The sequence below is a fragment of the Flintibacter sp. HCN-6482 genome, from assembly GCF_037892565.1.
GTDB classification, from domain to species: domain Bacteria; phylum Bacillota; class Clostridia; order Oscillospirales; family Oscillospiraceae; genus Lawsonibacter; species Lawsonibacter aceti.
On sequence record NZ_JBBKBK010000005.1, the window covers coordinates 22,819 to 47,000 of the forward strand.

General features: G+C 59.1%; 26 protein-coding genes. 12 read left to right on the forward strand and 14 right to left on the reverse strand.

Annotated features, from left to right (window positions below):
• Positions 1–122: 122 nt before the first annotated feature.
• The gene (locus WKS99_RS12690) at positions 123–518 is read right to left on the reverse strand and encodes a hypothetical protein (RefSeq protein WP_147571110.1); all 396 of its coding nucleotides are present in this window, start codon (positions 516–518) and stop codon (positions 123–125) included.
• 246 nt (positions 519–764) lie between these two features.
• On the opposite strand from WKS99_RS12690, the gene WKS99_RS12695 reads away from it, so the two are divergent.
• The 4 genes from WKS99_RS12695 (at position 765) to rpsR (ending at position 2,524) form a co-directional block, all read left to right on the forward strand.
• The gene (locus WKS99_RS12695; protein ID WP_147571109.1) at positions 765–1,250 is read left to right on the forward strand and encodes a deoxycytidylate deaminase; all 486 of its coding nucleotides are present in this window, start codon (positions 765–767) and stop codon (positions 1,248–1,250) included.
• A 198-nt stretch (positions 1,251–1,448) separates the two neighbouring features.
• Positions 1,449–1,745 carry a 30S ribosomal protein S6 gene (gene rpsF / locus WKS99_RS12700; protein ID WP_186853159.1) on the forward strand — a complete coding sequence of 99 codons (297 nt, stop codon included), beginning with the start codon at positions 1,449–1,451 and terminating at the stop codon, positions 1,743–1,745.
• Between the two features lie 12 nt (positions 1,746–1,757).
• A complete protein-coding gene (locus WKS99_RS12705) occupies positions 1,758–2,240 on the forward strand; it encodes a single-stranded DNA-binding protein (protein ID WP_147571107.1) in 483 nt (160 codons plus the stop codon).
• A 44-nt stretch (positions 2,241–2,284) separates the two neighbouring features.
• Positions 2,285–2,524: a 30S ribosomal protein S18 gene (gene rpsR / locus WKS99_RS12710; protein WP_374740045.1), complete on the forward strand. Its 240-nt coding sequence runs from the start codon at positions 2,285–2,287 to the stop codon at positions 2,522–2,524.
• Between the two features lie 77 nt (positions 2,525–2,601).
• Here rpsR and WKS99_RS12715 read toward each other — a convergent pair whose 3' ends face one another.
• The 4 genes from WKS99_RS12715 to WKS99_RS12730 all read right to left on the reverse strand — a co-directional run bounded on the left by WKS99_RS12715 (position 2,602) and on the right by WKS99_RS12730 (position 5,022).
• Positions 2,602–2,931, reverse strand: a complete 330-nt coding sequence (locus WKS99_RS12715; RefSeq protein ID WP_147571106.1) for a hypothetical protein — start codon at positions 2,929–2,931, stop codon at positions 2,602–2,604.
• Positions 2,932–3,556: 625 nt separating this feature from the next.
• Positions 3,557–3,925: a DUF2085 domain-containing protein gene (locus WKS99_RS12720; RefSeq protein ID WP_147571104.1), complete on the reverse strand. Its 369-nt coding sequence runs from the start codon at positions 3,923–3,925 to the stop codon at positions 3,557–3,559.
• 1 nt (position 3,926) lies between these two features.
• Positions 3,927–4,220 carry a zinc-ribbon domain-containing protein gene (locus WKS99_RS12725; RefSeq protein ID WP_147571103.1) on the reverse strand — a complete coding sequence of 98 codons (294 nt, stop codon included), beginning with the start codon at positions 4,218–4,220 and terminating at the stop codon, positions 3,927–3,929.
• Between the two features lie 94 nt (positions 4,221–4,314).
• A complete protein-coding gene (locus tag WKS99_RS12730) occupies positions 4,315–5,022 on the reverse strand; it encodes a FadR/GntR family transcriptional regulator (RefSeq protein ID WP_186853156.1) in 708 nt (235 codons plus the stop codon).
• Between the two features lie 107 nt (positions 5,023–5,129).
• On the opposite strand from WKS99_RS12730, the gene ilvD reads away from it, so the two are divergent.
• A complete protein-coding gene (gene ilvD / locus WKS99_RS12735; RefSeq protein WP_240286653.1) occupies positions 5,130–6,791 on the forward strand; it encodes a dihydroxy-acid dehydratase in 1,662 nt (553 codons plus the stop codon).
• A 317-nt stretch (positions 6,792–7,108) separates the two neighbouring features.
• Here ilvD and WKS99_RS12740 read toward each other — a convergent pair whose 3' ends face one another.
• Positions 7,109–8,050: a D-2-hydroxyacid dehydrogenase gene (locus tag WKS99_RS12740; protein WP_147571100.1), complete on the reverse strand. Its 942-nt coding sequence runs from the start codon at positions 8,048–8,050 to the stop codon at positions 7,109–7,111.
• A 200-nt stretch (positions 8,051–8,250) separates the two neighbouring features.
• Here WKS99_RS12740 and WKS99_RS12745 point away from each other — a divergent pair, with 200 nt between their 5' ends.
• Positions 8,251–9,180, forward strand: a complete 930-nt coding sequence (locus WKS99_RS12745) for a LysR family transcriptional regulator (RefSeq protein ID WP_186853155.1) — start codon at positions 8,251–8,253, stop codon at positions 9,178–9,180.
• 96 nt (positions 9,181–9,276) lie between these two features.
• Here WKS99_RS12745 and WKS99_RS12750 read toward each other — a convergent pair whose 3' ends face one another.
• The 4 genes from WKS99_RS12750 to WKS99_RS12765 all read right to left on the reverse strand — a co-directional run bounded on the left by WKS99_RS12750 (position 9,277) and on the right by WKS99_RS12765 (position 15,417).
• Complete coding sequence (locus WKS99_RS12750) at positions 9,277–11,199, reverse strand: NAD(+) synthase (protein ID WP_340406366.1); 1,923 nt, start codon at positions 11,197–11,199, stop codon at positions 9,277–9,279.
• Positions 11,200–11,343: 144 nt separating this feature from the next.
• Positions 11,344–13,932, reverse strand: coding sequence for a M56 family metallopeptidase (locus WKS99_RS12755; RefSeq protein WP_340406368.1), 2,589 nt, complete (start codon positions 13,930–13,932; stop codon positions 11,344–11,346).
• A 1-nt stretch (position 13,933) separates the two neighbouring features.
• Positions 13,934–14,311, reverse strand: a complete 378-nt coding sequence (locus WKS99_RS12760) for a BlaI/MecI/CopY family transcriptional regulator (RefSeq protein ID WP_340406370.1) — start codon at positions 14,309–14,311, stop codon at positions 13,934–13,936.
• Between the two features lie 104 nt (positions 14,312–14,415).
• Positions 14,416–15,417, reverse strand: a complete 1,002-nt coding sequence (locus WKS99_RS12765) for an SH3 domain-containing protein (protein ID WP_340406372.1) — start codon at positions 15,415–15,417, stop codon at positions 14,416–14,418.
• Positions 15,418–15,660: 243 nt separating this feature from the next.
• Between WKS99_RS12765 and WKS99_RS12770 the strand changes: the two genes are divergently transcribed.
• The 4 genes from WKS99_RS12770 (at position 15,661) to WKS99_RS12785 (ending at position 19,567) form a co-directional block, all read left to right on the forward strand.
• Positions 15,661–17,079: an AAA family ATPase gene (locus tag WKS99_RS12770; RefSeq protein ID WP_340406374.1), complete on the forward strand. Its 1,419-nt coding sequence runs from the start codon at positions 15,661–15,663 to the stop codon at positions 17,077–17,079.
• Between the two features lie 56 nt (positions 17,080–17,135).
• A complete protein-coding gene (locus WKS99_RS12775; protein WP_147571093.1) occupies positions 17,136–17,471 on the forward strand; it encodes a cupin domain-containing protein in 336 nt (111 codons plus the stop codon).
• Complete coding sequence (mtaB, locus tag WKS99_RS12780) at positions 17,468–18,760, forward strand: tRNA (N(6)-L-threonylcarbamoyladenosine(37)-C(2))-methylthiotransferase MtaB (RefSeq protein ID WP_340406377.1); 1,293 nt, start codon at positions 17,468–17,470, stop codon at positions 18,758–18,760. Before WKS99_RS12775 ends, mtaB begins: the two co-directional genes overlap by 4 nt.
• Before the next feature lie 102 nt (positions 18,761–18,862).
• Positions 18,863–19,567 (forward strand): coenzyme F420-0:L-glutamate ligase, encoded by a 705-nt coding sequence (locus WKS99_RS12785; RefSeq protein WP_340406379.1) that lies wholly within the window; start codon positions 18,863–18,865, stop codon positions 19,565–19,567.
• 48 nt (positions 19,568–19,615) lie between these two features.
• On the opposite strand, the gene WKS99_RS12790 is transcribed toward WKS99_RS12785, so the two are convergent.
• The 4 genes from WKS99_RS12790 to ychF form a co-directional block, all read right to left on the reverse strand.
• Positions 19,616–20,179, reverse strand: coding sequence for a prolyl-tRNA synthetase associated domain-containing protein (locus WKS99_RS12790; protein WP_147571090.1), 564 nt, complete (start codon positions 20,177–20,179; stop codon positions 19,616–19,618).
• Between the two features lie 79 nt (positions 20,180–20,258).
• Positions 20,259–20,822, reverse strand: a complete 564-nt coding sequence (locus WKS99_RS12795; RefSeq protein ID WP_240286666.1) for a chromate transporter — start codon at positions 20,820–20,822, stop codon at positions 20,259–20,261.
• Complete coding sequence (locus tag WKS99_RS12800) at positions 20,819–21,376, reverse strand: chromate transporter (protein WP_147571088.1); 558 nt, start codon at positions 21,374–21,376, stop codon at positions 20,819–20,821. The genes WKS99_RS12795 and WKS99_RS12800 overlap by 4 nt, the downstream gene beginning before the upstream one ends.
• A 119-nt stretch (positions 21,377–21,495) precedes the next feature.
• The gene (gene ychF, locus WKS99_RS12805) at positions 21,496–22,584 is read right to left on the reverse strand and encodes a redox-regulated ATPase YchF (protein WP_186853148.1); all 1,089 of its coding nucleotides are present in this window, start codon (positions 22,582–22,584) and stop codon (positions 21,496–21,498) included.
• A gap of 298 nt (positions 22,585–22,882) precedes the next feature.
• Here ychF and WKS99_RS12810 point away from each other — a divergent pair, with 298 nt between their 5' ends.
• Positions 22,883–23,422: a methylated-DNA--[protein]-cysteine S-methyltransferase gene (locus tag WKS99_RS12810; protein WP_240286671.1), complete on the forward strand. Its 540-nt coding sequence runs from the start codon at positions 22,883–22,885 to the stop codon at positions 23,420–23,422.
• A gap of 11 nt (positions 23,423–23,433) precedes the next feature.
• Complete coding sequence (locus WKS99_RS12815; RefSeq protein ID WP_186853147.1) at positions 23,434–24,024, forward strand: DNA-3-methyladenine glycosylase I; 591 nt, start codon at positions 23,434–23,436, stop codon at positions 24,022–24,024.
• Positions 24,025–24,182 lie beyond the last annotated feature (158 nt).

Here is a 24,182-nt window from a genome sequence, read left to right on the forward strand (position 1 = left end):
ATCAGATATTTAAAAAGGGTCATCTGCCTTGATATCAAGACAGATGACCCTTTTTAAATACACTCTGATGGAATATCCTGGTGCCCTTACCAGGGGTATCCCTCAAGTTCCACGGCTTTATATCAGCTTTTTTCCTGGAAACTGGCTCCGCATCCCCGGCAGGTGACTGTGATCTTCCCCTTGCCTCGGGGGACCCGGAGCTGCTGTCCACAGTTGGGACATTTGAAATACCGATGCTCCTTATCACGGGCGATGGTCCTGCGCAGGCGAAGCCACTGGATGGTTGGACCGGCCAGCTTCAAAAACCGCGCGTTTTCCTCCCGCCTCCGGGGCAGGTTCCGGGAGAGAAGGCGGAACAGGGAGAATACTATCAGCACACAGCAAACCCAATAGAGAATCTCGAACCTGGTGAGCAGGAACAAAAGGTATAGGACAAGATATGTGCCAATCAAAAAGACGTTCAGCTGGTCGTTACCATACCGGCCATACATAAACCGTTGGATCGCGTTGCGGATCATAAATGTGTGCCCCCTTAGGAAACAGGAGGCAGGCGTGTCCGCCTGCCAATGTACGATATTATGATAGTCTTTCTCCATGTAATCGTCAAGGCACCATTCGTAAACAAAATGTAAATTCCGTAGCCCTTTGCCACCCTCCGGCGCCTTTTTGCGCCTGACGACCCAGTATCAGGCCGAAGACTCTTGCGTCCGGGCGAAAAATAGGATATACTGTCACCATCCAAACAGAGGACAGGGGGACCTCGTATGAAGCGCATCGATAAGGAAAATTATTATCTGGACATTGCCGAGACCGTGCTGGAGCGGTCCACCTGCCTGCGCCGGTGTTACGGCGCTATCATCGTGAAAAATGACGAGATCGTGTCCACGGGCTACAATGGGGCTCCCCGTGGGAGGAAGAACTGTATGGACTTGGGCTACTGTACCCGGGAGGCCATGAATATCCCATCTGGTCAGCGGTATGAGCTGTGCCGCTCCGTCCATGCGGAGATGAACGCCATCATCTCCGCTGCCCGGCGGGACACCCTGGGTTCCACCCTCTACCTGGCGGGGCGGGAGGCGTCTACCGGCGAGCTGCTCCATGACGCCACTTCCTGCTCCATGTGCCGCCGGACCATCATCAACGCGGGTATCGACCGGGTGGTTATCCGCAACACAGATAAGGATTACTCCGTGGTCCATGTGGAGGACTGGATTCGGGAGGATGATTCTCTCCCGGAAAAGCAGGGCTGATCCCCTTTGCCCCATTGTTTGTAGGGAAATGCCGCCTATGGAACATGAAGGCGGCATTTTTATGGACAAAATTTGTATTTTGTCTTGACATTTACACGGCAGCGTGTATAATAATTAGGTCTGCCGATGTCGTCAGACAACATCCTTGCCCCTGGCATAAGACTTCAGGGGCCATATGTCCATAAGGAGGTGCAAAACATGGCAAAAATCAACGCGAACTACGAGGCGGTCTATATCCTGCAGCCCGACCTGAGCGAGGAGCAGATCTCCGCCCTGGTGGCAAAGTTCAAGGCCGTGGTCGAGGCCAATGGTACCGTGTCCGAGATCGACGAGTGGGGCAAGCGCCGTCTGGCCTATCCCATCAACGATCTGATGGAGGGCTACTACGTCCTGATGACCTTTACTGCCGCCGCCGCTATCCCCGCTGAACTGGACCGTATTTTCCGGATCACCGATGGTGTGATGCGCTCCATGATTGTCTGCAAAGACCAGTAAGGGGGAGCGGATATGCTCAACAAAATCTTCATCATGGGTCGTCTGACCCGTGACCCCGAGCTTCGGCGCACCCAGACTGGCACGCCCGTGGCCTCCTTCTCCCTGGCCGTAGACCGGGATTTCAAGGACAAGTCCACCGGCGAGCGGACCACTGACTTTATCGACGTGGTGGCCTGGCGTCAGACTGGCGAGTTCGTCAGCCGCTACTTCACCAAGGGCCGTATGGCCGTGGTGGAAGGCCGTTTGCAGATCCGTGACTGGACGGATAAGGACGGCAATAAGCGCCGCTCCGCCGAGGTGGTGGCCGACCAGGTCTACTTCGGCGACTCCAAGCGGGATGGGGACGGAGGGGGCTTCTCCTCCGGGTATAGCCAGGGCGGCTCTGCCGCCGGCGGCTGGTCCGCTCCCGCTTCCAACTCCGGCTATGGCGCTCCGCCCGCGGACGGGGACCAGTTTGCCGATCTCTCTGATGATGACGGCCGGTTGCCGTTCTAACTTTGACCATGTATGGTCGTAAAAAGGAGGTCAATCCCATGGCTATGGAACGTGATAACAGAGCTCCCCGCGGCCGCAAGCGCCGTAAGGTCTGCGCTTTCTGCGTGGACAAGGTGGAGTGCATCGATTACAAGGACGCCGCCAAGCTGCGCCGGTTCACTTCCGAGCGGGCCAAGATCCTGCCCCGCCGCACCACCGGCACCTGCGCTATGCATCAGCGTCAGCTGACCGAGGCCATCAAGCGGGCCCGTCAGATCGCTCTGCTGCCCTATGTGACCGATTGATCGTGTCTATTAAAAAGCCGCCCATGGTTCATCCATGGGCGGCTTTTTGTTGTAGCTGTATGATACACGCGGCCCGGTCAAATTCCCGCCTTTATCCTGAGAAGAAAAATAGCAAAGGCAGATACAAGAGCCAGGATTATCACGATTTTTAGGAGCTGTTGGGAGCGTTTCACATACTCAGGCGGAATATCATCCGACCGGCTGGAGCGGAGCTTATACCAGCAATACAGCGCAGGTACACCAAGAAGGATGAGCAGTATCAACAGATACCAAGAGATGGAGGAAAGAATATGCTCTAATGCGCTCGCTCCAAGCAGGGGAGCCGCAGAGTGAAAGGAAATCAGAAGTAAATAGAGGCTCAGACCCCAGTTTCCAAGACATAGAAGCTTATAATACAACTTTTTCATGCCAATTCCCCCTGAATAAAGGCTATACTCCACTGAGCCTGCGTGATGCTCTCTGCTGTGAAGGGGAGAGATAGGAACGACCGCTGTGCGGAAGCGCGATTGCCTGACGGTCATTCTATAGGGAAATGGGGGGCAAGGACATCATAAATTTTCTCCGGATCAATGGCCTGGTAGGTTCCGGAGGAGGTCTGGACCTGGAGGGTCACCTTGTCCTCCGTGCAATACAGGTCCAGGAAAAAATGCTCCCTCTCTCCCGTCATGGCCACAAAACAGTAGGGTGCCTCTTCTGGAGGGGTATAGGGGCCAGAAAACAGCTGCGGCGGAATTTGGTTTCAGACAAGGCCCGGTACAGAAGGGCCGTTTCCTCCGCACTGGACTGATAGCTTATTCCCCCGTCAGATACGTTCCATTGGGGGAAATACAGGATGTCCACGCTGAAAATGCCCGTCCTGACCGTCTGCGATCCCGACAGGGCGAAAGAATACAAATCCCAATGCTCCGATGAAAAGGACGCAACCAGCCAGCAGAAGAAGGATCCCCATTCTGGGCCTTTTTGCGATTTCTTTCATTGATGACCGACTTCCTATTCCAATCGAACTGGCATTTCTTACAAACACCAATTTCCCTATCTGTCCATCCAGCCTGTCCCAAATGCCATCCCCAATTCCAGTACCCACAGGGATGAGAGAAAAAACAGGCAGGTCAGTCCGTATCCAAAGAGCGTCCCGGTCACCAGCCTGCGCCCATTGCCGCTCTCATAAGGGGTCAGCGCCTGAAGTCCGCCGTCCAGCACCAGTGGGACAAGCAAGAGCAGGGCGGGCTTCCAGCCAGGGTGCCAGAGGGCAAAGGTGAGTCCACTAGCCAGGATGCCTGCAAGCTCACCGGTACACCGGGCACAGATTGGGAACTGTCTTCCGTGGAAGTGAAAGGAGCGGTCTGCCCGTTGGTGGCAGCCAAACAGAATTGGCAGCCACTTGTCAAACCAGTCCAGCATTTCAACTGCCCAGGACGATCCCGATCCCAAGCATGAATATCAGCACATAGTACAGCGCGCCAAGGCCCACAGCGACCAGTGCTCCAATACCGGCGGCCTTGGCTGTCCGGGGCTTCTGGTCCTTCCAGACCAGCCACAGCACCAGGCCGACAATGGGGATACAGCAGCCCAGAATCCCCCATCCAAGGCCGCCATTGTCTACCACCGGGGGAAGGGACGACTGAGAGGCACCGCACTGGGGGCAGGTGATGGTTCCATCCGCTATGGGAGCGCCGCAATGTCTGCAATATGCCATTTGGATTCCTCCTTTTTCAAACTGCATAATACGGATATTTCAAAGTCATTGTAGACGATTCTTCCTGAAAAGGCAAGAAAAAGCGCTCATTTTCTCAACTATGACACCCGGATCCGGAATGCTGCCCGGCTTCCAACCCCATCTCGTCCATGGCGTGAGCCATGTGGATGGCCATGGCGTGCTCCGCCCCTACTCCGTCCCTTCGGGCAAAAAACTCCAGCAGCAGGGCGTGGTCCCGCAGAGTGGCCTGGGCCAGATTCTCCTGGCCTTCTCCGGCGGATCCGATGGCCGTTTCCACTGCCTGGCTGATGATGGGCAGCAGGCGCATCATAAAAGCGTTGTGGGTGGCACGGACGATGGCCCCGTGGAATTCCAGGTCGGCCTGGGTCCGATCCTCGCCCGCCTGAATGCGGGCAGCCACCCGCTCTCCCTGGGTCAAAATTTCAGCCAGCTCCTGCTCCGTGGCCCGGACGCAGGCCAGACGGGCGGCCTGGGGCTCAAAGATAGCCCGCAGCTCGAACAGGTCCCGCAGTCGGCCCCTGATTTCTTCCAGGCGGCCAAAGCCAAAATCCTCAATCTCAGCCACCTGCCGGGACACAAAGGTACCGCGGCCCCGCTGGACCTCCAACACCCCTTGGACGGTGAGCGCCCGGATGGCTTCCCGCAGGGTGGCCCGGCTGACCCCCAGCTCATGGGACAGGTCTACCTCGTTGGGCAGCTTGTCTCCTGGGGACAGCCGCCCCTCGGCCACGATCTGGTTATAGAGCCGTTCTGCAGTCTGCTGGGATAAATTTGAGCCCATTGTGTCCGCCTCCTCTTGACATCCTTTCCCCCATGATATACTATATGGTCAGACAATTCAATAGTTATCAGACAACTGATGGCTTGATTTTTAAGGAGGCTTACTGTATGCGCTCTGATGTTGTAAAAAAAGGCGTGCCTGCCGCCCCGAACCGCTCTCTGCTCTATGCCCTGGGCTATACTAAGGAGGAGCTGGAGCGGCCCCTGATCGGCGTAGTCTGCTCCTACAATGAGATTGTCCCCGGCCACATGAACCTGGATAAGATCGCCGAGGCTGTGAAGGCCGGAATCCGGGCCGCCGGGGGAACTCCAGTGGAGTTCCCAGCCATTGCCGTGTGTGACGGCATCGCCATGGGCCATGTGGGCATGAAATACTCCCTGGTCACCCGGGACCTCATCGCTGACTCTACCGAGGCCATGGCTATGGCCCACCAGTTTGACGGCTTGGTGATGATCCCCAACTGCGACAAGAACGTGCCCGGCCTGCTTATGGCCGCCGCCCGGGTAAATATCCCCACCATCTTCGTGTCCGGCGGCCCCATGCTGGCCGGAACTCTAAATGACGGACGCCGCACCTGCCTGTCCCATATGTTCGAGGCGGTAGGCGCCTACTACGCCGGCAAGCTGGACGAGGCCGGGGTGGAGGAGTATGAGAACAACGCCTGTCCCACCTGTGGCTCCTGCTCTGGCATGTATACCGCCAACTCCATGAACTGTCTGACCGAGGCCATCGGTATGGGACTGCGGGGCAACGGTACCATTCCAGCTGTTTGGTCCGCCCGTCTGCGGCTGGCCAAGCACGCCGGAATGCAGATCATGGACCTGGTAGCCAAGGACATTCGCCCACGGGATATTATGACCGAGGCGGCTTTCCACAATGCCGAGACCATCGACATGGCCTTGGGCTGCTCCACCAACACCATGCTCCACCTGCCCGCTATCGCACACGAGTGCGGTATTGAGCTGTCCTTTGACATGGCCAACGAGATCAGTTCCAAGACCCCCAACCTGTGCCATCTGGCTCCCGCCGGGGACACCTATATGGAGGATCTGGAGCGGGCAGGGGGCGTCTACGCCGTGATGGCGGAGCTGGCCGGAGCCGGTCTGTTGGACACCAGCCTGATGACCTGCACCGGCAAGACAGTGGCGGAAAATCTGGCGGGTGTGGTCAACCGGAATACCGAAATCATCCGGCCCATTGACAATCCCTACTCCAAGACCGGCGGCATCGCCGTCTTGAAGGGCAACCTGGCCCCCGACGGCTGTGTGGTGAAGCAGTCCGCCGTGGCCCCTGAGATGATGGTTCATGAAGGCCCCGCCCGGGTGTTTGACTGTGAGGACGATGCCATCCAGGCCATCTATGATGGCAAGATCGCGGCCGGGGACGTGGTGGTCATCCGCTATGAGGGACCCAAGGGCGGACCTGGCATGCGTGAGATGCTCAACCCCACGTCCGCCATCGCCGGAATGGGACTGGACAAGGACGTGGCTCTCATCACCGACGGCCGCTTCTCCGGCGCCACCCGGGGCGCCTCCATCGGCCATGTGTCCCCGGAGGCGGCCAGCGGTGGTCCCATCGGACTGGTGGAGGAGGGGGATCGAATTGCCATCGATATCCCCAACCACTCCATCACTCTGAAGGTGCCTGACCAGGAGCTGGCTGCCCGGAAGGCCAAGTGGTCCTGCCCCGAACCCAAGATCAGGACCGGCTATCTAGCCCGGTACGCCAAGCTGGTGTCGTCCGCTGACAGGGGCGCTATTTTGGAATAAACAGTGCGTCTGATAGAAACAAAGAGGGGGCTCCCACCTATATGGGAGCCCCAGTGTTTTGTTAAAAAGTCGCCTTGCATATCATTTTGGGAAATCACGTGAAACCGTCCCACTGCGGACGGTTTTCGGCGCTTCATGAAAGGAATCGTCACAAGATGGATCACCCAGAACAGGCTCAGACAATGGAACCTGAAGGACTTCAACAAAGACAACACAGAGATTGAAACAGCCCCGGTGGTGAGCAGCTGCTGCTCACCTAAACAGGGCAAAAATAAGCTCTCCAGCTTGGCCGGAGAGCTTAAATAAAATAGGGAAGATTAGGTTAGGGACAGGGCCTCTTTCACCTTGGCGATAATGTGAGCGCCGATGTCACGGGAGGCGTCCACTGTCTGGGCACCCAGGTGGGGGGTGACGATAAAGTTATCACACTCAAACAGGGGGGAGTCAAAGCCGGCACCCTCAGTCAAACCGCCAGCAGCCAGCTCGTTCTCCATGACATCCGAGCCGTAGCCACCCAGCTTACCGGACTTCAGGGCCTCATACATATCCTTCTCGTTGACGATGCCGCCGCGAGCCATATTCAGAACCACAGCGCCGTCCTTCATCTCGGCGATGGACTTAGCATTGAACAGATTTTTGGTTTCGTCGGTGAGAGGCATATGAATCGTTACATAATCAGACACCTTCAACACCTCATCGATGGTCATGCTGGTGGCCTTCTGCTCCTCAAACACATGGGCGGGCAGATAGGGATCATAAGCGACCACGTTCATCAGGAAGGCACGGCCCAGTTCACCCACGCGCTGACCAATGCGGCCGAAGCCCAGCACGCCCAGAGTCTTGCCACGCAGCTCAGAGCCTACGAACTTATACTTGTCCCAGTTCTTGTTTACCTTCACGTCATAGCAGGCAGGGATGGTATGACGCGCGATATCCAGCATTTTGGCAATGGTCAGCTCGGCAACGGCGTTTCCGTTCAAGCCGGGGGCGTTGATGACCTGGATGCCCTTCTCCTTCGCCGTGTCCATATCAATGTGGTTCAGACCCACGGAGCAGACTCCGATGACCTTTAGATTCTTGGCAGCGTCCAAAATCTCCTTGTTAATGGCGGGGTCCACCCGCATGATGAGTACGTCATAGTCAGGAATCAGAGCGACCAGCTCCTCCTGGGTGGGGAGCATCTTCGTATCGACCTGCATGTACTTGCCGAGCTCCTCGGCAATAGAGCTATGGACTGCGTCAATGATGAGGCACTTCATAAATGATCAATCCTTCCTTAAAAATATGTTTGGACATACCTTTTGTTGATTTCCTTTTTCACTATCCCTATTATGCCACAAAATCTTTGCCAAGAATATCACTTTTTTGGTTATGGTTGCCACAACTGTTTGACTGTGATAAAATAGTTGCATACCACAAAAAAAGTGAAGGAACTCCGTCAAAGTCAAGGAGGCTAAGTATGAATTTTCTGCATCTAAAATATTTTTTGATGGTAGCTGAAGAACTAAACATTACTCGGGCCGCAGAGCGGCTGTATATCTCCCAACAGTCCTTGTCCAATCACATCAGCAATATGGAGCGGGAACTGGATGTTAAGCTCTTTACCCGCTCCCCCAAACTGTCTCTGACTTATGCCGGCGGTCTGCTGGTGGAAACGGCTACCCAGATCCTGGACCTGTACAGCCAATATCAGACCAAAGTAGGAGATATCAACCGCCACTACTTAGGAATGCTGAGGGTCGGGATCTCCCATACCTGCGGTCTGGCGCTTATGCCGGATATCCTGCCAAAATTTCGACAGGAGTTCCCTTTGGTGGAATTTTCTCTTTTTGAGGGAAACTCTACCCAGTTGGAGGACGAGCTGTCCCACGGCCGAGTGGACCTGATTATCTGCTTTCAGCCCATCATGATGGATGGTGTGCGAACCGAACCTCTGACGGAGCAAAGATTAGTCATGGTGGTGCCCAGAGCCTTCACCGACGAGTTATTTGGCGAGCGAGCGGAGGAGGTCCGGGCCCAGTTTGCACAGGGAGCGGATATCGGAGCGTTCCAGCAGGTGCCTTTTATCCTCATTAAGCGGGGAAACCGGACACGGAATATTATTGATCAGTATTTCAGCCGGTATTACTTCAAGCCAAAGCTGATTTTGGAAACAGAAAATACGGTTACCACCTTAGCGATGGCGCAATCTGGCATCGGGATTACCATTTGTCCGGAGCTGTTTCTACGGGCCATTCCATCCCCCACGGCATCGGCGGGTGGGGTAGACCTGTTTCCCCTCACGGACCCCTCCACCTTCAGCAAGCTGGTAGCTGGATTTCGTCAGGACCGATATTTGTCCCATTTTGGCGAGCGGTTTATAGAGATTACAAAGGAAGTGCTGCAGTAAAAACCGCGGCCCCGAAACACCGGGGCCGCGGTTTGCCTTTTCTGTTGCAGGCGGATCTGGGCTGGGTCTCAAAAGCGGCTGATAGCCTATTTCCGGTCAGCTTTGAAGCTGATCCAGCTCCTCCATCCAGAGGGAGTTCACCGCGTCGCTGGGCATCCGCCAGTCTCCACGGGGAGACAGAGTCAGGGAGCCCACCTTGGGCCCGTCGGGCAGGCAGGAGCGTTTGAACTGCTGGGCAAAGAAGCGGCGGTAGAAATTTTGGAGCCACTTCAGGATGGCCGCCCGGTCATAGTAGTTCCCCAGGGCGTACAAGGCCAGCCGGAACACCTTGCGGGGGGAGAAGCCCCAGCGGACAGCGTAGTAAAGGAAAAAGTCGTGCAGCTCGTAGGGTCCAACCAGATCCTCGGTCCGTTGGGCGATTTCCCCCTCCTTGGGGGGGAGCAGCTCTGGAGAGACGGGAGTGTCCAGGATATCCCGCAGCACGGCGGCCAGTTCGGGGTCGGAGGGCTCCACCGTATCTGCGGAGTAGGCCACCAGATGGCGTACCAGAGTTTTAGGAATAGAGCCGTTCACGCCGTACATGGACATATGGTCTCCGTTGTAGGTGGCCCAGCCCAGAGCCAGCTCGGAGAGGTCGCCTGTACCGATGACCAGCCCACCCTGGTGGTTGGCTACATCCATCAGAACCTGGGTACGCTCCCGGGCCTGGCCATTTTCAAAGGTGACGGATAGGTCGTCCATAGACTGGCCGATATCCCGGAAGTGGACTCGCACCGCCTCGCCGATATCGATGGTCTGGAATGTGGTCCCGATTCGCTCGGCCAGCAGCTGGGCGTTAGACTTGGTACGGCTGGTGGTGCCAAAGCAGGGCATGGTGACAGCGGTGATGTCCGTGCGGGGCCGGCCTAGCAAATCCATGGCCCTGGCGGTGATGAGCAGGGCCAAGGTAGAGTCCAGCCCACCGGACAGCCCCACCACGGCGCTTTTGGCCCCAGTATGAGCCAGCCGCTTTTTTAAGCCTAGAGCGGCGATATGCAGGATCTCCCGGCAGCGCCGGTCCCGGTCACCGCTGTCGTCGGGGACAAAGGGATTTGTCCCAATGGGGCGTGTGAGGGAGGTTTCCACCGGCTCCAGCGAGAATTCGGACCAGTCCATCCGCTCCTGTCTGGCGGGGGGGAAGGTAGTGATGCGGCGGCGCTCGAAGGCGATCCGGGCCACATCCACCTCGCTGACAGTCAGTCCATCCGCAAAGCGGCGCTCCGCCAGGACGGTCCCGTTTTCCGCAATCAGATTGTGGCCGGCAAAGACCAGATCGGTGGTGGACTCCCCCTCGCCGGCGTCGGCGTAGACATAGCCGCACATCAGACGCCCGGACTGACCGGCAACCAGAGCCCGTCGATAGTCCGCCTTGCCCACCGTCTCGTTGGAAGCCGACAGATTTAGGATCAGAGTGGCGCCGGACTGGGCCAGAAAAACGGAGGGGGGGGCGGAGGACCACAGATCCTCGCAGATCTCCACGCCAACAACCAGATCGGGCAGAGTGTCGCACCGGAACAGGTGGCGCTTGCCCAGAAAGACCTCCTGTCCGCACAGGGTCAGAGAGAGAAATTCCTCCTCCGGCCCGGGCTCAAACCACCGCTTCTCATAGAATTCCCCGTAGTTGGGCAGGCAGGTTTTGGGAATCAGCCCCAGCAGCTTCCCCCGGCAGAGCACGGCGGCGCAGTTGTAAAGCTTGCCCTCCGCCCGCACCGGAAGCCCCAGGGCCACCAGCATATCCACGGGACGGGTGGCCTCCAGCACCTGCCCCAGCGCATCTTCGGCGCCGCGGAGCAGGGTGTCCTGGAAAAACAGGTCGCCACAGGTATAGCCGGTCAGACATAATTCCGGAAGGGCCAGGACTTTGACGCCCTGCTCCTGAGCCTCCCGGATCAGGGCGATGCACTGTCGGGCGTTATAGGCACAGTCGGCCACCCGGATCTCCGGGGTACCGGCGGCCACTTTGATAAATCCGTCCCGCATGATAAAAAACCTCCTATGGAGTGAATCTCGTTGACAAGAGCGGCCCCGCCGCCCAGTTTCTTTTGTTATCTTACCGTAATTTATGGGAAATTTCAAGAGGCCGGCGGCTTTCTGCCGCCGGCCTCACGCACTGTCGTTGGGGTGCTATTCCACCCCGCCCCGCTCTAGGGCGTGGGCGGCGCTGGTGGAAAAGGCGCTCCGCATTTCTTCATCCCAACTGCCAAAGGGCGGAGAGCACTTGTGCAGAAAGGTACCCCAGCGGAGGACAGAGCCATCCCCTCCCCGCTCTGCCACCAGATAAGCGTTAGGTCCGGTATGATAGCGAAGCTGGCTGTCTACCCAGGAGCTGTCCGCCCATGGGGCATTGAATAGGTCATCCACCACAAAGCCCAGGTCATAACCGTACAGCGCCACGCTGTCCCCCAGGGGTTCCGGAGGTTCCAGCAGGGAGAGGGCGGTGAGTTGAGCGTCTAGATAGGACGCCCTGTATTCGCCGCCGTGGTCCGGCGTATTCCACAGGGCCAGGGTATCTGTCAGCACCTGATCCATTACCTCCAGGATGGCAGGGTCTGTGACGGCGATGTGCTGGGTGCTGTCTGAGGCGGAACGGATCAGGCGGTACAGCTCCGGGCATTCGCCCAGATGGACGGTCTCCGAGATGCTGACCTGTTCCTCTGACCGCCCTGCGTAGAGGGAAAGAACGCTGCCGTCTTTGAGATAGAGGTTCAGTGTCCAAAGCCCATAGTCCAGAAAGCCCTCGTCGCTGTGCGTGCCCGCCTTCGGAACCTGAGGCTGTCCGGCGGCTTGACGGATCATACGGGCCAGTTCATCCCGGTCCAACCCCTCCGCCCAGCCGACGGTCACTGGGCCGCCGGAGAAGGAGATATCCGCAATATCCCCGCCCTGAAGGTCCGACATGGCCTCCAGCGCGTCAGAGGGAGACAACGGAAGATAGGCCCCCGGCGAGGGCCTCGCCTCAATTTGAGTAACTGTGCCGTCCACCACTGTGAGGGTATACCCATAGGTCCAATCGGCGTTTTCCAGTTCTGCCCAGGCCTGGGCGGCCTCCGCTGACACCGGCAGGGTATATTGAGTGTGGTCGCTGTCAGCGCCCTGTCTGCTCTGCGGGTCGATGGTTACACTATCCCCGCCGTCGTAGAAAAAGATGCTGCCCGGCTCCACAGGAATGGAGGAGAGAAGGGCGGCCCCCGGCCCCGGAAGCTCTATCCGGCCGCACCAGCCAGTAAAGTCCAGGCCGGCCCCGTCCAAAGCCAAGTGGGCGCTGTCAGAGAGCTGGACCCGGACCGCCCGCCCCGCTCCGTCCAGCACCACCTCGCCGGGGACGCCGGCCTGGGACATGCCAACGGTGTGCTGAATGGTAACGGGGTTGAGGGAGTAGGCCTCCCCCTCCCAAGTGTGGAGCAGAGACGCCCCCTCCGCCAGCTCCGCTGTGCGCTCACGGGACAGGAGATCTCCGGAAAATACCTCATCCCACAGGGCGTCGGGGTCGGACAGCTGCTCCCGGGTCAGGGGGACATAGGCGACTGTGCCCGTCTCCGGGTCCAGGGCGGTGATCCAGGCTCCATCCCCCTCCGGCCTATCTGCCTCGGCCTGACAGCCAACCAGGCTGCCTGCCAGCACAGCGGCGGCCATCGCCGCCGCCATCGCCGCCCGGCCCCGGCGCTTGGGGGAGCTGTCCATGATGGCCCGGAAGCGGGCAAAGACCTCCCTCTTGTCCCCGGAAAAGCCGGTGGTCAGCCGGGACAGGCCATGCTCCCCGGCGGTCATCTGGTCCAGAAGGGTCCGGCCATAGGCCCGGCGGCCCGCCTCGTCCCGGGCCTTCAGCAGCTCGTAGTCACAGCACAGCTCCACGTCCTGCTGTGCCCGGCGGGCCATGAGCCACACCAGAGGGTTGAACCAGTGAAGACTGCGGGCCAGAGAGATCAGAAGCAGATAGCCGGTGTCCCGGTGCTTCAGGTGGGTCAGCTCGTGAGCCAGGGCGGTCCCCAGACTGCCGCCGGTCTGGCCCTGGGGCAGCAGAATGACCGGGTGGAGAAATCCCATGAGCAGCGGAGTGTGGACCAGGGTGCAGCGGTACAGCTCCACCGGGCGGTCACAGCCCACCACCCTCCTCTGCTCCGCCAGGGCGGCCAGATCCTCCTCCCCGGCGAGGGTGCTCTGCCGGAGAGCCCGGCGGCGGAACAGCCCATAGCGGACCAGCCCCCCGAAAAAGAGGGCGGCGGCGGTCAGCCAGTAAACAAGATAGGCCATTCCAGTCCAGTGGACGGTATAGGTGGTGGCGCCGTCTATGGTGACCGTGCGCAGGTAGTCGTTGTCCCGGATCAGCACATCCCGGCCCGCGGCATCCTCATAGTGGACATGGTGTCGGAACCAGATATTTTCTCCATCAATGGTCGCCATGGCTCCGCCGGCCCCGCCGCTCCCGGCCTCCACGATCCGCTCGTGGTCCCGCGAATAGCCGTTCACCCGGTCGTAAGCCCCCTCCACCACCGCCTGGGGGGTGGCCACATCAACGAGGGAGGGTACCCAGACGGCCAGAAAGGACCGGGCGGGCAGGTACAGGAACATGACCACCATCAGCCAGGTCCACACCTGCCGCCACCAGGTTGGGGCAAACCGCCCCTCCAGCCGCCGGCGCAGGAACAGAAGCAGGGCGATCAGGGCCCCGAAGCCCAGGCTGGTGGCCAGAAGATGGGTCAGATTTTCTGCCATATCAGCGATCTCCTTTTTCCAGCAGCGCCTCCAGCGCGGCCACGTCCTCCTGGGTCAGCTTGGCGTCGGGCAGCAGGGCGGCCACCAGACTGGGCAGCGAGCCGCCGTGGAGCCGGTCCAGAAAGGAGCGGCTCTCGGCCTTCAGATAGTCCTTTTGGGCGACCAGCGGGGTATACAGGTTCGCTCTGCCGGCCTTCTCCCCTCGGACGAAGCCCCGTTCCTCCAACCGGGAGAGCAGCTTGAGCAGGGTGGGGGCCTTCCAGTCCCGCTCCAGCCGGGCGGCGATGTCCGCCGTGTGGGCAGGGTAGGTGTCCAGGGCCCACAGGGCCTGCATCACCTCAAGCTCCGCGTCGGGAAGTCGGGTCAGCGCGTCGGTCATATCGGCACCTCCTTATTAGACGTTTGTCTATCTATATTTTACAACTGTCTAATTGGAATGTCAAGGAAAACTGGGGCCCAGCGGGCCCCAGCTTTCAATGAATATCAGCCTACCGAGACATAGTCCTTGGATATGTAGCCGATTTTGCCTCCGCCGTAGTCAAATTTGCACCAGCCGTTGGTTTCCTCCAAGACGGTGATCTTGGCGCCGTTGGAAGCACTGGCCACCACGTCGTACTCCTTGCCTGGGCCGGAGCGGATATTCAAACCGTTCTCAGCGTTTACAATGGTGGCGGGCGTGTTAGGGGCGATGGTGCCGGTAGTTCCAGTGCTCCCACCGGTAGAGCCAGTATTTCCACTCTGGCCGCCGGTGCTGCCGCTGGAGGAGGTGCCAGAACCCCTGCAGTAAACAGTACACTGGGCGGTCTTGTCTCCGGCGGTGGCGGTGACCGTGACCTTGACCAGATCACCGGTGGTATTCACATTGGTGATCATACCGTCCTGGGTGACGGTCAGGGCCGACTCATCGCTGCTGGACCAGGCAACTGTGGCGTCGGCGGGGTCCACCTTGACCACAAATTCAAATGTTTCATTGGCCTGGAGGGTGATGTCGGACTTATTCAGCGTCAGGCTGGACACAGCCACAGGTTCGGGGTCGGGCTGGGGATCCGGCTGCTCTGACTGGTCTCCGCCACTCTGGCTGGAATTGGGGGAGCTGCCGTCAGGGGAGCTTGTAGAGGTGGAGCCGCCGATGGAGGTGCTCTGGCTGGTACCCGCCGAGGAGGAGCCACCGTCCTTGTCCTGGGTAAACAGGGGGAGCAGTTTGGTAAAGACGATAAACAGCGCGGCGATGATCAAGACCAGAGAGATGACCAGAGCTACCACCTGGACCGGATTCACCGGTCCTCCGTAGCCGCCGCCTCGGGTATTGGCCACACGCCGTCCACTGCCTCCGCCACGTCCAGGGCGCTCGTCACAGAAGGGACAGCGTTTATAAGTAGTTGCGTAGTACTCGCCGCATTTGTCACAGCGTATCACATCGTTGCGCCGGGGAGCATTCTGGGTGCTGGCTCCGCCGCGGCGGGAGGGGGCCTGTTTTTCTGCCATGATCGAGTTCCTCCACAAGCTAGGATATCCTTGCGTCAACAAGGGGATATAGTCCATTGTACAAGGATTTTATAGTGTCGTCAACGAAAAATGTCGAAATAACAAAATGTTCATAATCTTATGTCGGAATTTCGTGAGAAGGAGAGAAAGGGAGGCGTGTATCCTTGACCGCCGCCCCCCTTTCTTTTATAATAAAAGGAACAAAGCCCCCGTGCCGCTGGCGCGGGAAGAGAGGGGTGCGCGATGAAGGGGACTATGACCGCCGGCGAGGTGCATAAGCAGTACAACGAAATCGTCACCGCCTTCCGCAAATTGATTCCGGACCCGGCTCTGCGCCTGACGTTCAGCCGTCAGGTGGACGGCTATATGCGCCAATATGCCCTGGGGGTGTGGCAGGCGGACAACGCCAGCGCCATCACTCCCCGACATGTGGAATTTTATAATGCGGTCTATTCTGCCGGGAATCCGGTGCCCTCCGCCCTGTACTGGGAGGTGGCCACAGGGGTGGCCGGCTTTGACCTGTTTCAGCCCCCCGCCTTTTTCCAGGACCTGCTCCGGTACGACCGGATGAAGGGAACCACTCTGGCCCGGCGATTTGCTGACCAGCTTACCCTGGTCCTACTCCTGCTGGCCGCTGTGGACGATGTGGTGAGCGAGAGCGAGGCGGGGTTTGTCAACTCCTGTAACGACACTCTCCTCCACCTGTGCGACCAGGAGGGGCTGCGTGCTGACCGTCCCCCCTTGAAGGCGGACGACTTCATCGCCCGGCGGCCTGTCCCGCCTCCGTCCCCTGCCCAGCCGCAGAGGGAGGAGCCCGCGGAAAAGAAAGAGGAAGGGCCTGCCGCTGAACGTCCCAAGTTGGAGGAGCTGCTGGCCGAGCTGGACGGGCTATGCGGCCTGGACAAGGTGAAGTCCGATGTGAAGAGCCTCATCAATCTGGTGAAGGTGCGCAGGCTTCGGGAGGAGGCGGGCCTGCCCGTCCCGCCCATGTCCCTCCACCTGGTATTCATGGGAAATCCGGGGACTGGCAAGACCACGGTAGCCCGGCTGCTGGCCAAGATATACCAGGCGATAGGGGTGCTGTCTACCGGGCAGATGGTGGAGGTGGACCGGTCCGGACTGGTGGCCGGCTTTGTGGGCCAGACGGCCCTGAAGACCCAGGAGGCGGTACAGAAGGCGGTGGGCGGCGTGCTGTTTATCGATGAGGCCTACGCCCTGGCCGGTACGGACAGCGCCAACGACTTCGGACATGAGGCCATCGAGGTGCTGCTGAAAAACATGGAGGACCACCGAAAGGACCTGATCGTCATCGTGGCCGGTTACACGGACCGGATGGAGCGATTCATCCACGCCAATCCGGGACTGGAGTCCCGATTCAACAAGTATTTCTTCTTTGAGGACTACGACGCCGCCCAGCTTATGGATATTTTCGTGTCCATGTGCCGTAAGAACGGCTATGCCCTGTCCGGAGAGGGGGAGGGGCTGGCTCGAAGGGAACTGGAGGAGCTGTACCGGAACCGGGACGAGAACTTTGGCAACGCCAGAGAGGTACGCAACCTCTTTGAGAAGGCGGTGGCTCGTCAGGCGGACCGGGTGGCCCAGCTGGACGGCCCCACCAGGGAGCAGCTGATGGAGCTGCTGCCCCAGGATATCAAGCCGTAAGAACTGCTCTCCCCTGAAAGACAGAGGGAAAGAGCGCAACATAAGGAGGAAAAATTATGCTCATAGAGTTTGAAAAGCTGCAGGAGAACCTGGTCCCCAAGCCTCGAGGCGGGGAGGGGGAGATGTACACCCGGACCTTCCAGGACGAAAATAACAAGATCATGCAGATCCGCCTGACCCCCGGCAGCCACCTGGGGATGCACACCCATGAGGTGGACAGCGAGGCGTTCTATATCCTGTCCGGGACCGGAAAGGTACTGTGTGACGGAGTGGACGAGCCGCTGGCTCCCGGCAGCTTTCATTACTGCCCCAAGGGCCATGGCCACCGCCTGATGAATGACGGCACCGAGGATCTGGTCCTGGTGGCCATCATTCCCAACCACGGCGCATGAGAATCGCCTTTTACACCCTTGGATGCAAGGTCAACCAGTACGAGACACAGGCCCTGGAGCAGATCGTGACTGCCCGGGGCCATCTTCTGGTGCCCTTTGAGGGAGAGGCAGACACCTACATCATCAACACCTGCACGGTCACCGCAGTAAGTGACAAGAAGTCCAGACAGGTGATCCGCCGGGCCAGAAAGCGCGCCCCGGACGCCGTCATTGCCGTGTGCGGCTGCTATCCCCAGACGCATCCGGCGGAGCTGGAGGGGCTGTCCATTGACCTGGTGTCCGGCACCGGGGACCGGGCCGGCTTTGTAGACCTGCTGGAGCGGACCTGGCGGGAGCGCCAGCCCATCACCGCCCTGGACGACGCGCTGAAAAGGCGGGCCTTTGAGGTCCTGCCCGCCGGCGGGCTGGAGGGCCGCACCAGGGCCATGCTGAAGGTGGAGGACGGCTGCGTCAACTTCTGTACTTACTGTATCATCCCATACGCCAGAGGCCCAATCCGGTCCCTGCCTTTGGAAAAAGCGAAGGAACAGGCCGCCCAACTGGCGGCGGAGGGCTACCAGGAACTGGTCCTCACCGGCATCGAAATTTCCTCATGGGGACAGGAGCGAAAGGACGGCACTGCTCTCATCGACCTGGTCGAAGGGGTGTGTCAGGCGGCCCCCGGCTGCCGGGTCCGGCTGGGCTCTCTGGAACCCCGGACTGTCACCAGAGAGTTCTGTACCAGGGCGGCCCGGCTGGACAACCTGTGTCCCCACTTCCACCTGTCCATGCAGAGCGGCTGCGACGCCACCCTGAAGCGGATGAACCGGAAATATGACACAGAGCGGTTTTATGAGAGCGTGGCCCTGCTGCGGGACCACTTCGAGGACTCGGCCATCACTACGGATATGATCGTGGGCTTTCCGGGGGAGACGGAGGCGGAATTTGGGCAGACAATGGACTTTATCCAGCGGTGCGCCTTTTCCGCCATGCACATTTTCCCTTACTCCAGGCGGCCGGGCACTCCGGCGGCCCAGATGGCGGGCCAGGTGCCTAAGGCCATCAAGGAGGAGCGGGCTCGGCGGGGAGCGGCTGTGGCCGCCCAGATGGAGCGGGAATACCTGGAGCGGTTTGTGGGGCGGACCCTGCCTGTCCTCTTTGAGGAGGAGCGGGACGGCCTGTGGCGGGGCCACACCACCCGGTATACAGAGGTTGCACTCCAAAGCGGGGAGAACCTGCACAATCAGATCAGGCAGGTAACTTTCACCGCCGTGGAGGGCAGCGTCCTGCTGGGGCGGGAGGCGGATTGAAAAAAATGTGGCTCTCGAAGGCCGCCGGTGTTATAATAGGAGCCGCTGCTGGGCGATAATGTTTAGGGCATCACGCTGCCCGTTGAGAGGAGCGCTTCACAAATGAGCGAAGAGATGAACTTTACCCCCAATCCGGGGAAAAACCTGATCCGTACGGTGGATGGGGTGGACTATATGCGTATCCCGGTCAAGACACACTTGATCACAAAGGATGACGATATGGCGGACGTGGTGAAAAAATATCCCCAGGACCTGATGAGGGAGGGAGATATTCTCTTCATTTCGGAGAAGGCAGTGGCCTGTACCCAGTGCCGTGCCATCCCCATGGAGGATATTAAGCCCCGTAAGCTGGCCGTCACCTTGAGCCGCTATGTCACTAAGACCCCGGCGGGCATTGGCCTGGGGATTCCGGAGACTATGGAGATGGCCCTTCAGGAGTGCGGTACCTTGCGCATCCTCTTCGCCGCCTTCTGCTCGGTCATCGGCAAGCTGCTGGGAAAGAAGGGGTGGTTCTACATTGTGGCCGGACCGAAAGCCAGAGGCATCGACGGCCCTACGGAGGGCACCATTCCGCCCTATGACCACTATGTGGTCCTCACTCCGGCCGACCCCATGGGGACGGCCAAGAGTCTGGCGAAGGCCCTTGGACACCCGGTGGCCATCGTGGACATCAACGACCTGGGGGCCAATATTTTAGGCTTCTCGGAAAAACAGCCCTCTATGGACCAGATCGCCAAGATCCTGGGGGATAACCCCCTGGGCCAGGGAGAGGAATGTACGCCCATGGGCATCATCCGCCGGGCATAACAGGAAAACAAAAGCCTCCGGCCCGTTAGCAAGGGGCCGGAGGCTTTTTCATGCCTGATCCTCCATACGGGGGTCGGGCAGATCCACATAGATGGGGCTGTGGCCGGTGGACTCCACAAATCTCAGCAGATCCTCCCGCTTCAACTGGAGGGTAGAGGTGGAGCGGCCAGGGTGGCCACTGATGAATTCGTCGGCCAGCAGATCCCGGTCAATGACCAACTGGACCTGATGTTGGGCGTCAAAGAGCAGCTCCAGAGCGGATACGGAGCCGGGAACGGTCTGAAGGAAGTCTCGCATATGGCCGTCATCGGCGAAGGACAACCGGGCGCACCCCAGTTGGGCGGACAGGAATTTGGTTTTAAAGGGCTTGTCGCCCGGCATCATCAACAGATAGAACTCCGTCTGCTGGCGGTTGCAGAGAAACAGATTTTTGCAGATCTTAGAGCCCAGGACCGCCTCTACCTCCTGGCAGAACTCAATGGTGTCGGCGTGGTCATGGTCAACCCGGACAAAGGGAATGGACAGCTCCTCCAGCCGGTCATAGATGGCAAATTCCTGGGGGATGCGGTCGTCAGTGGGGCGGGTGGTATAGCGGTTTTTATCTATGTACATATCGGTCCCTCGTAATTTAGATGGTAGTGGAACGTGAAAAGAGAGCGCCTGCCCCTCCGTGGGGCGGGCGCTGTCCGCTTTAAAACTGGAATATAGCGCCGATTACGGCGGCAGCGGCGATAAAGACAATGGGATGGAGCTTCTTCAGCTTCTTGGTCTGCATACACAGGAAGATAGCTACGGCCAGGGCGATAGAGGGCCAGTGGAGGGCAAAGGTGTGCTCCGCAGTGCCGCCCACCAGCAGGAATACCGAAACAGCCACGCTCAACCCAGCGGAGGCAATCAGCCCGGTAGAGGCGGGGCGCAGGCCGTAAAAGACGGCGTCCACCGCCTTGGACTGGCGGAATTTCTGGAGGAAGCCGGCGATGATGATGATAACTACGATGGAGGGGAAGATGAGCCCCAGAGTGGCAACCACAGCGCCGGGTAGACCGAAGATCTCAAAGCCCACATAGGTGGCCATGTTGACACCCATGGGACCGGGGGTGGACTCGGACACGGCGATCATGGTGGTCAGCTCCACGTCGGTGAACCAGCCAGTGCGGGTCCCCATGTCCTGGAGGAAGGGGATGGTGGCCAGTCCACCGCCCACGGCAAAGAGGCCCACCTTGGCAAATTCAAAAAACAGGCGCAGTAAGATCATTGGTCAGCCCCTCCCTTCTTCATACCGGCTATCATACGGGCCACATAGCCAACCACGCCGGAGCACACAATAAGAATGACGGGGGACAGGTCCACAAAGAAGGCCAGCAGCAGGACAGCCAGGAAAATACATACAGACAGGGCGTCCTTCAAGTTGGACTTGCCCAGCTTGACCACACTGGCGGCAATCAGGGCCACCACAGCGGCGTTGATGCCCGCCAACGCGTGCTGGACCACAGGGATATCCGCAAAGTTGGACAGGAAGGCGGCGATCAAGGTGATGATGACAAGGGAGGGAAAGACCAGGCCCAGGGTGGCCAGCACACCGCCAGGGATTCCCCTGTACTTGTATCCGATGAAGGTGGCGGTATTTACCGCGATAATACCGGGGGTGCACTGTCCCACGGCGAAGTAGTCGGTGAGCTCCTCCTCGGTGGCCCAGCCCTTTTTCTCCACCACCTCCCGCTGAAGGATGGGAAGCATGGCATAGCCGCCGCCAAAGGTGCATACCCCCACCTTGGCGAAGGTGACGAACAGATCGACCATAATATTCATGTAGCAGCTACCTCTCAGCGATCAATATTCAGATATAGAGCCCAGACAGGACGGCGGCCCCCGCCTTCAACGCGGCGTGTCGGTGGGGCGCGGGGTGCTCCTGGCTAGGCGGACAGGTCCTATACATTAAATCGGAAGAGGATGATATCGCCGTCCTGGACGACATACTCCTTGCCCTCAGAGCGGATCAGGCCCTTCTCCCTGGCGGCGGCCATGGTGCCACAGGCCATCAGGTCCTCGTAAGAGACCACTTCAGCCCGGATGAAACCCCGTTCAAAATCGGAGTGTATCTTGCCAGCGGCCTGGGGGGCCTTGGTCCCCTTCACGATGGTCCAGGCCCGGCACTCGTCCTCGCCGGAGGTCAAGTAGGAAATCAGGCCCAGCAGGGTGTAGCTGGCCTTCACCAGCCGGTCCAGGCCGGACTCGGCTACCCCCAGGTCGTCCAGAAACATCTTCTTCTCCTCGCCGTCCAGCTGGGCGATCTCCGCCTCCAGCTTAGCGCACACGGGGATGACCTGGGCCCCCTGAGCGGCGGCGCGCTCCTCCACCTGCTGGTAGTAGGGGACGGAGTGAGGATCTGAGAATCCCTCCTCGTCCAAATTGGCGGCGTAGATGACGGGCTTTAAGGACAGCAACTCACAGTCGGGATATTCGGCGGCGATATCCACCGCTTCATAGGAGCGGGCGGATTTGCCGTCGTTGAGCCAGTCCCGCAGGCCCTCAAAGTCGGCCGCCTCCTGAAGGAACTTCTTGTCCCCCTTGGCCATCTTTTTGGCCTTGTCAATGCGCCGCTCTACCATCTCCAAATCAGCCATTACCAGTTCCAGGTCGATGGTGTCCATGTCCCGGACGGGATCAGTGGATCCCTCCACATGGATGACGTTGTCGTCATCAAAGCACCGGACTACATGGACAATGGCGTCGGTCATGCGGATGTTGCCCAGGAATTTGTTGCCCAGGCCCTCTCCCTTGCTGGCTCCCTTCACCAGACCGGCGATGTCCACAAATTCGATGACCGCTGGTGTGGTCTTCTTGGGGTGGTACATCTCGGACAGCTTATCCAGCCGGTAGTCAGGGACAGCCACCATGCCCACGTTGGGGTCGATGGTGCAGAAGGGGTAGTTGGCGCTCTCGGCGCCAGCGTTGGTGATGGCGTTGAACAGGGTGCTCTTTCCAACGTTTGGAAGCCCCACGATGCCCAATTTCAAGGCGATCCCTCTTTCCAAATGGTATTTTTATGAATCAGCCCAAATATTATATCTGTTTTAATCCGGGGATGCAAGGGGTGACAGGCAGAAATCCGACGGGGAGGCTTGGATTTTCCCTGTGGAGTGGCCCAAAAGGCCGGTCCAGTGGATAAAAAAACGGGGCGATTTTTAGAGAAATATGGTATAATAGTTCTATGAAAGAATCTAACCGCCTTGTCCCTTCCCCCACCGCCAGAAGCCAATTTCAGGCGGGAGCGTACCTGGGCGGTTTGAAACATAGAGTAGAGGAGGAAAAACGATGTACTACCGGACCGGCTATGATTCACCCGTCGGCCCTCTTATGCTGGCCAGCGATGGGACCAGTCTGACAGGCCTGTGGATGGAGGGCCAGAAATATTTTGGCGGCGCCATCCGGGAGGAACTGGTCCAAAGGGATGACCTGCCTGTCTTTGCTATGACCCGAACATGGCTGGAGCGGTACTTTGCAAGGGAGAGGCCTGACCCGTCGGAGCTCCCCTTGGCGCCGCGGGGCGGAGAGTTCCGCCAAGCGGTGTGGGAGCTGCTGTGCCAGATTCCATATGGAGAGCTGACGACCTATGGTCACCTGGCGAAAGAGATGGCGGCTCGCCTGGGCAGAGCCTCCATGTCGGCCCAGGCAGTGGGCGGCGCGGTGGGGCATAATCCCATCTCCATCATCATTCCCTGCCACCGGGTGGTGGGGAGCGACAGCAGCTTGACCGGCTATGCCGGAGGATTGGAAAAGAAAAGGTATCTCCTCTCTTTGGAGGGGATTGATGTGACAACACTCAGCACCCCTACACGGGGAACGGCGCTGTGAGGAGGGGGAGCATGGACTGGCCAGATAGAAAGACAAGGTGCCCGTGGGCTAACCCCAACAACCCCCGGTACCTCCAATACCACGATAAGGAGTGGGGGGTCCCCGTCCACGACGACCAAAAGCTCTTTGAAATGCTGATCTTGGAGAATTTTCAGGCTGGACTGTCCTGGGAGTGTGTCCTCAATAAGTGGGAGGCTTTTTCCAGGGCCTTTGACGGCTTCAACCTGGAGAAAGTGTGCTCCTATGGACCGGAGGAGCAGGCCCGCTTGAAAAGTGACCCAGGCATCATCCGCAACGGGAGGAAGATCGCTGCCGCCGTCCAGAACGCCCGGGTGTTCCGAGAGATCCAGAGGGAATGGGGCAGCTTCGACCGCTATCTGTGGCACTGGACGGAGGGCCAGGTGGTCTGTGAGCAGGGGAAGGCCAGCTCCCCGCTGTCCGACCGGGTATCCAAGGATCTGAAAAAACGGGGAATGACTTTTGTGGGGACAGTCATCATCTACGCCTACCTCCAGGCCGTAGGGGTCATTTGGTCCCATGAGGAGGGCTGCTTTCTGGAGCACCGTCCCGGACCCGGCCCGCTTTCTGAAGCGGCGCTTTGACGAGAGTTTGACTGAATTACTCCTCCGGTTCCGGTGGTGGGAACTGGAGGGAGAGGCGCTGGTATCTGTCTTGCCGCTGCTCTGCGACCGGGACCTAGAAAAGGTGCGCCAGAGCTTGGAACACTTGCTGGCGAAAGAATAGAGAGAAATCAGAAAGC

Bases quoted from the DNA above. Each gene is read 5' to 3' on its own strand.
- WKS99_RS12690 (WP_147571110.1), bottom strand. From the start codon at position 518: ATGATCCGCAACGCGATCCAACGGTTTATGTATGGCCGGTATGGTAAC.
- WKS99_RS12695 (WP_147571109.1), top strand. From the start codon at position 765: ATGAAGCGCATCGATAAGGAAAATTATTATCTGGACATTGCCGAGACC.
- rpsF (WP_186853159.1), top strand. From the start codon at position 1,449: ATGGCAAAAATCAACGCGAACTACGAGGCGGTCTATATCCTGCAGCCC.
- WKS99_RS12705 (WP_147571107.1), top strand. From the start codon at position 1,758: ATGCTCAACAAAATCTTCATCATGGGTCGTCTGACCCGTGACCCCGAG.
- rpsR (WP_374740045.1), top strand. From the start codon at position 2,285: ATGGAACGTGATAACAGAGCTCCCCGCGGCCGCAAGCGCCGTAAGGTC.
- WKS99_RS12715 (WP_147571106.1), bottom strand. From the start codon at position 2,931: ATGAAAAAGTTGTATTATAAGCTTCTATGTCTTGGAAACTGGGGTCTG.
- WKS99_RS12720 (WP_147571104.1), bottom strand. From the start codon at position 3,925: ATGCTGGACTGGTTTGACAAGTGGCTGCCAATTCTGTTTGGCTGCCAC.
- WKS99_RS12725 (WP_147571103.1), bottom strand. From the start codon at position 4,220: ATGGCATATTGCAGACATTGCGGCGCTCCCATAGCGGATGGAACCATC.
- WKS99_RS12730 (WP_186853156.1), bottom strand. From the start codon at position 5,022: ATGGGCTCAAATTTATCCCAGCAGACTGCAGAACGGCTCTATAACCAG.
- ilvD (WP_240286653.1), top strand. From the start codon at position 5,130: ATGCGCTCTGATGTTGTAAAAAAAGGCGTGCCTGCCGCCCCGAACCGC.
- WKS99_RS12740 (WP_147571100.1), bottom strand. From the start codon at position 8,050: ATGAAGTGCCTCATCATTGACGCAGTCCATAGCTCTATTGCCGAGGAG.
- WKS99_RS12745 (WP_186853155.1), top strand. From the start codon at position 8,251: ATGAATTTTCTGCATCTAAAATATTTTTTGATGGTAGCTGAAGAACTA.
- WKS99_RS12750 (WP_340406366.1), bottom strand. From the start codon at position 11,199: ATGCGGGACGGATTTATCAAAGTGGCCGCCGGTACCCCGGAGATCCGG.
- WKS99_RS12755 (WP_340406368.1), bottom strand. From the start codon at position 13,932: ATGGCAGAAAATCTGACCCATCTTCTGGCCACCAGCCTGGGCTTCGGG.
- WKS99_RS12760 (WP_340406370.1), bottom strand. From the start codon at position 14,311: ATGACCGACGCGCTGACCCGACTTCCCGACGCGGAGCTTGAGGTGATG.
- WKS99_RS12765 (WP_340406372.1), bottom strand. From the start codon at position 15,417: ATGGCAGAAAAACAGGCCCCCTCCCGCCGCGGCGGAGCCAGCACCCAG.
- WKS99_RS12770 (WP_340406374.1), top strand. From the start codon at position 15,661: ATGAAGGGGACTATGACCGCCGGCGAGGTGCATAAGCAGTACAACGAA.
- WKS99_RS12775 (WP_147571093.1), top strand. From the start codon at position 17,136: ATGCTCATAGAGTTTGAAAAGCTGCAGGAGAACCTGGTCCCCAAGCCT.
- mtaB (WP_340406377.1), top strand. From the start codon at position 17,468: ATGAGAATCGCCTTTTACACCCTTGGATGCAAGGTCAACCAGTACGAG.
- WKS99_RS12785 (WP_340406379.1), top strand. From the start codon at position 18,863: ATGAGCGAAGAGATGAACTTTACCCCCAATCCGGGGAAAAACCTGATC.
- WKS99_RS12790 (WP_147571090.1), bottom strand. From the start codon at position 20,179: ATGTACATAGATAAAAACCGCTATACCACCCGCCCCACTGACGACCGC.
- WKS99_RS12795 (WP_240286666.1), bottom strand. From the start codon at position 20,822: ATGATCTTACTGCGCCTGTTTTTTGAATTTGCCAAGGTGGGCCTCTTT.
- WKS99_RS12800 (WP_147571088.1), bottom strand. From the start codon at position 21,376: ATGAATATTATGGTCGATCTGTTCGTCACCTTCGCCAAGGTGGGGGTA.
- WKS99_RS12810 (WP_240286671.1), top strand. From the start codon at position 22,883: ATGTACTACCGGACCGGCTATGATTCACCCGTCGGCCCTCTTATGCTG.
- WKS99_RS12815 (WP_186853147.1), top strand. From the start codon at position 23,434: ATGGACTGGCCAGATAGAAAGACAAGGTGCCCGTGGGCTAACCCCAAC.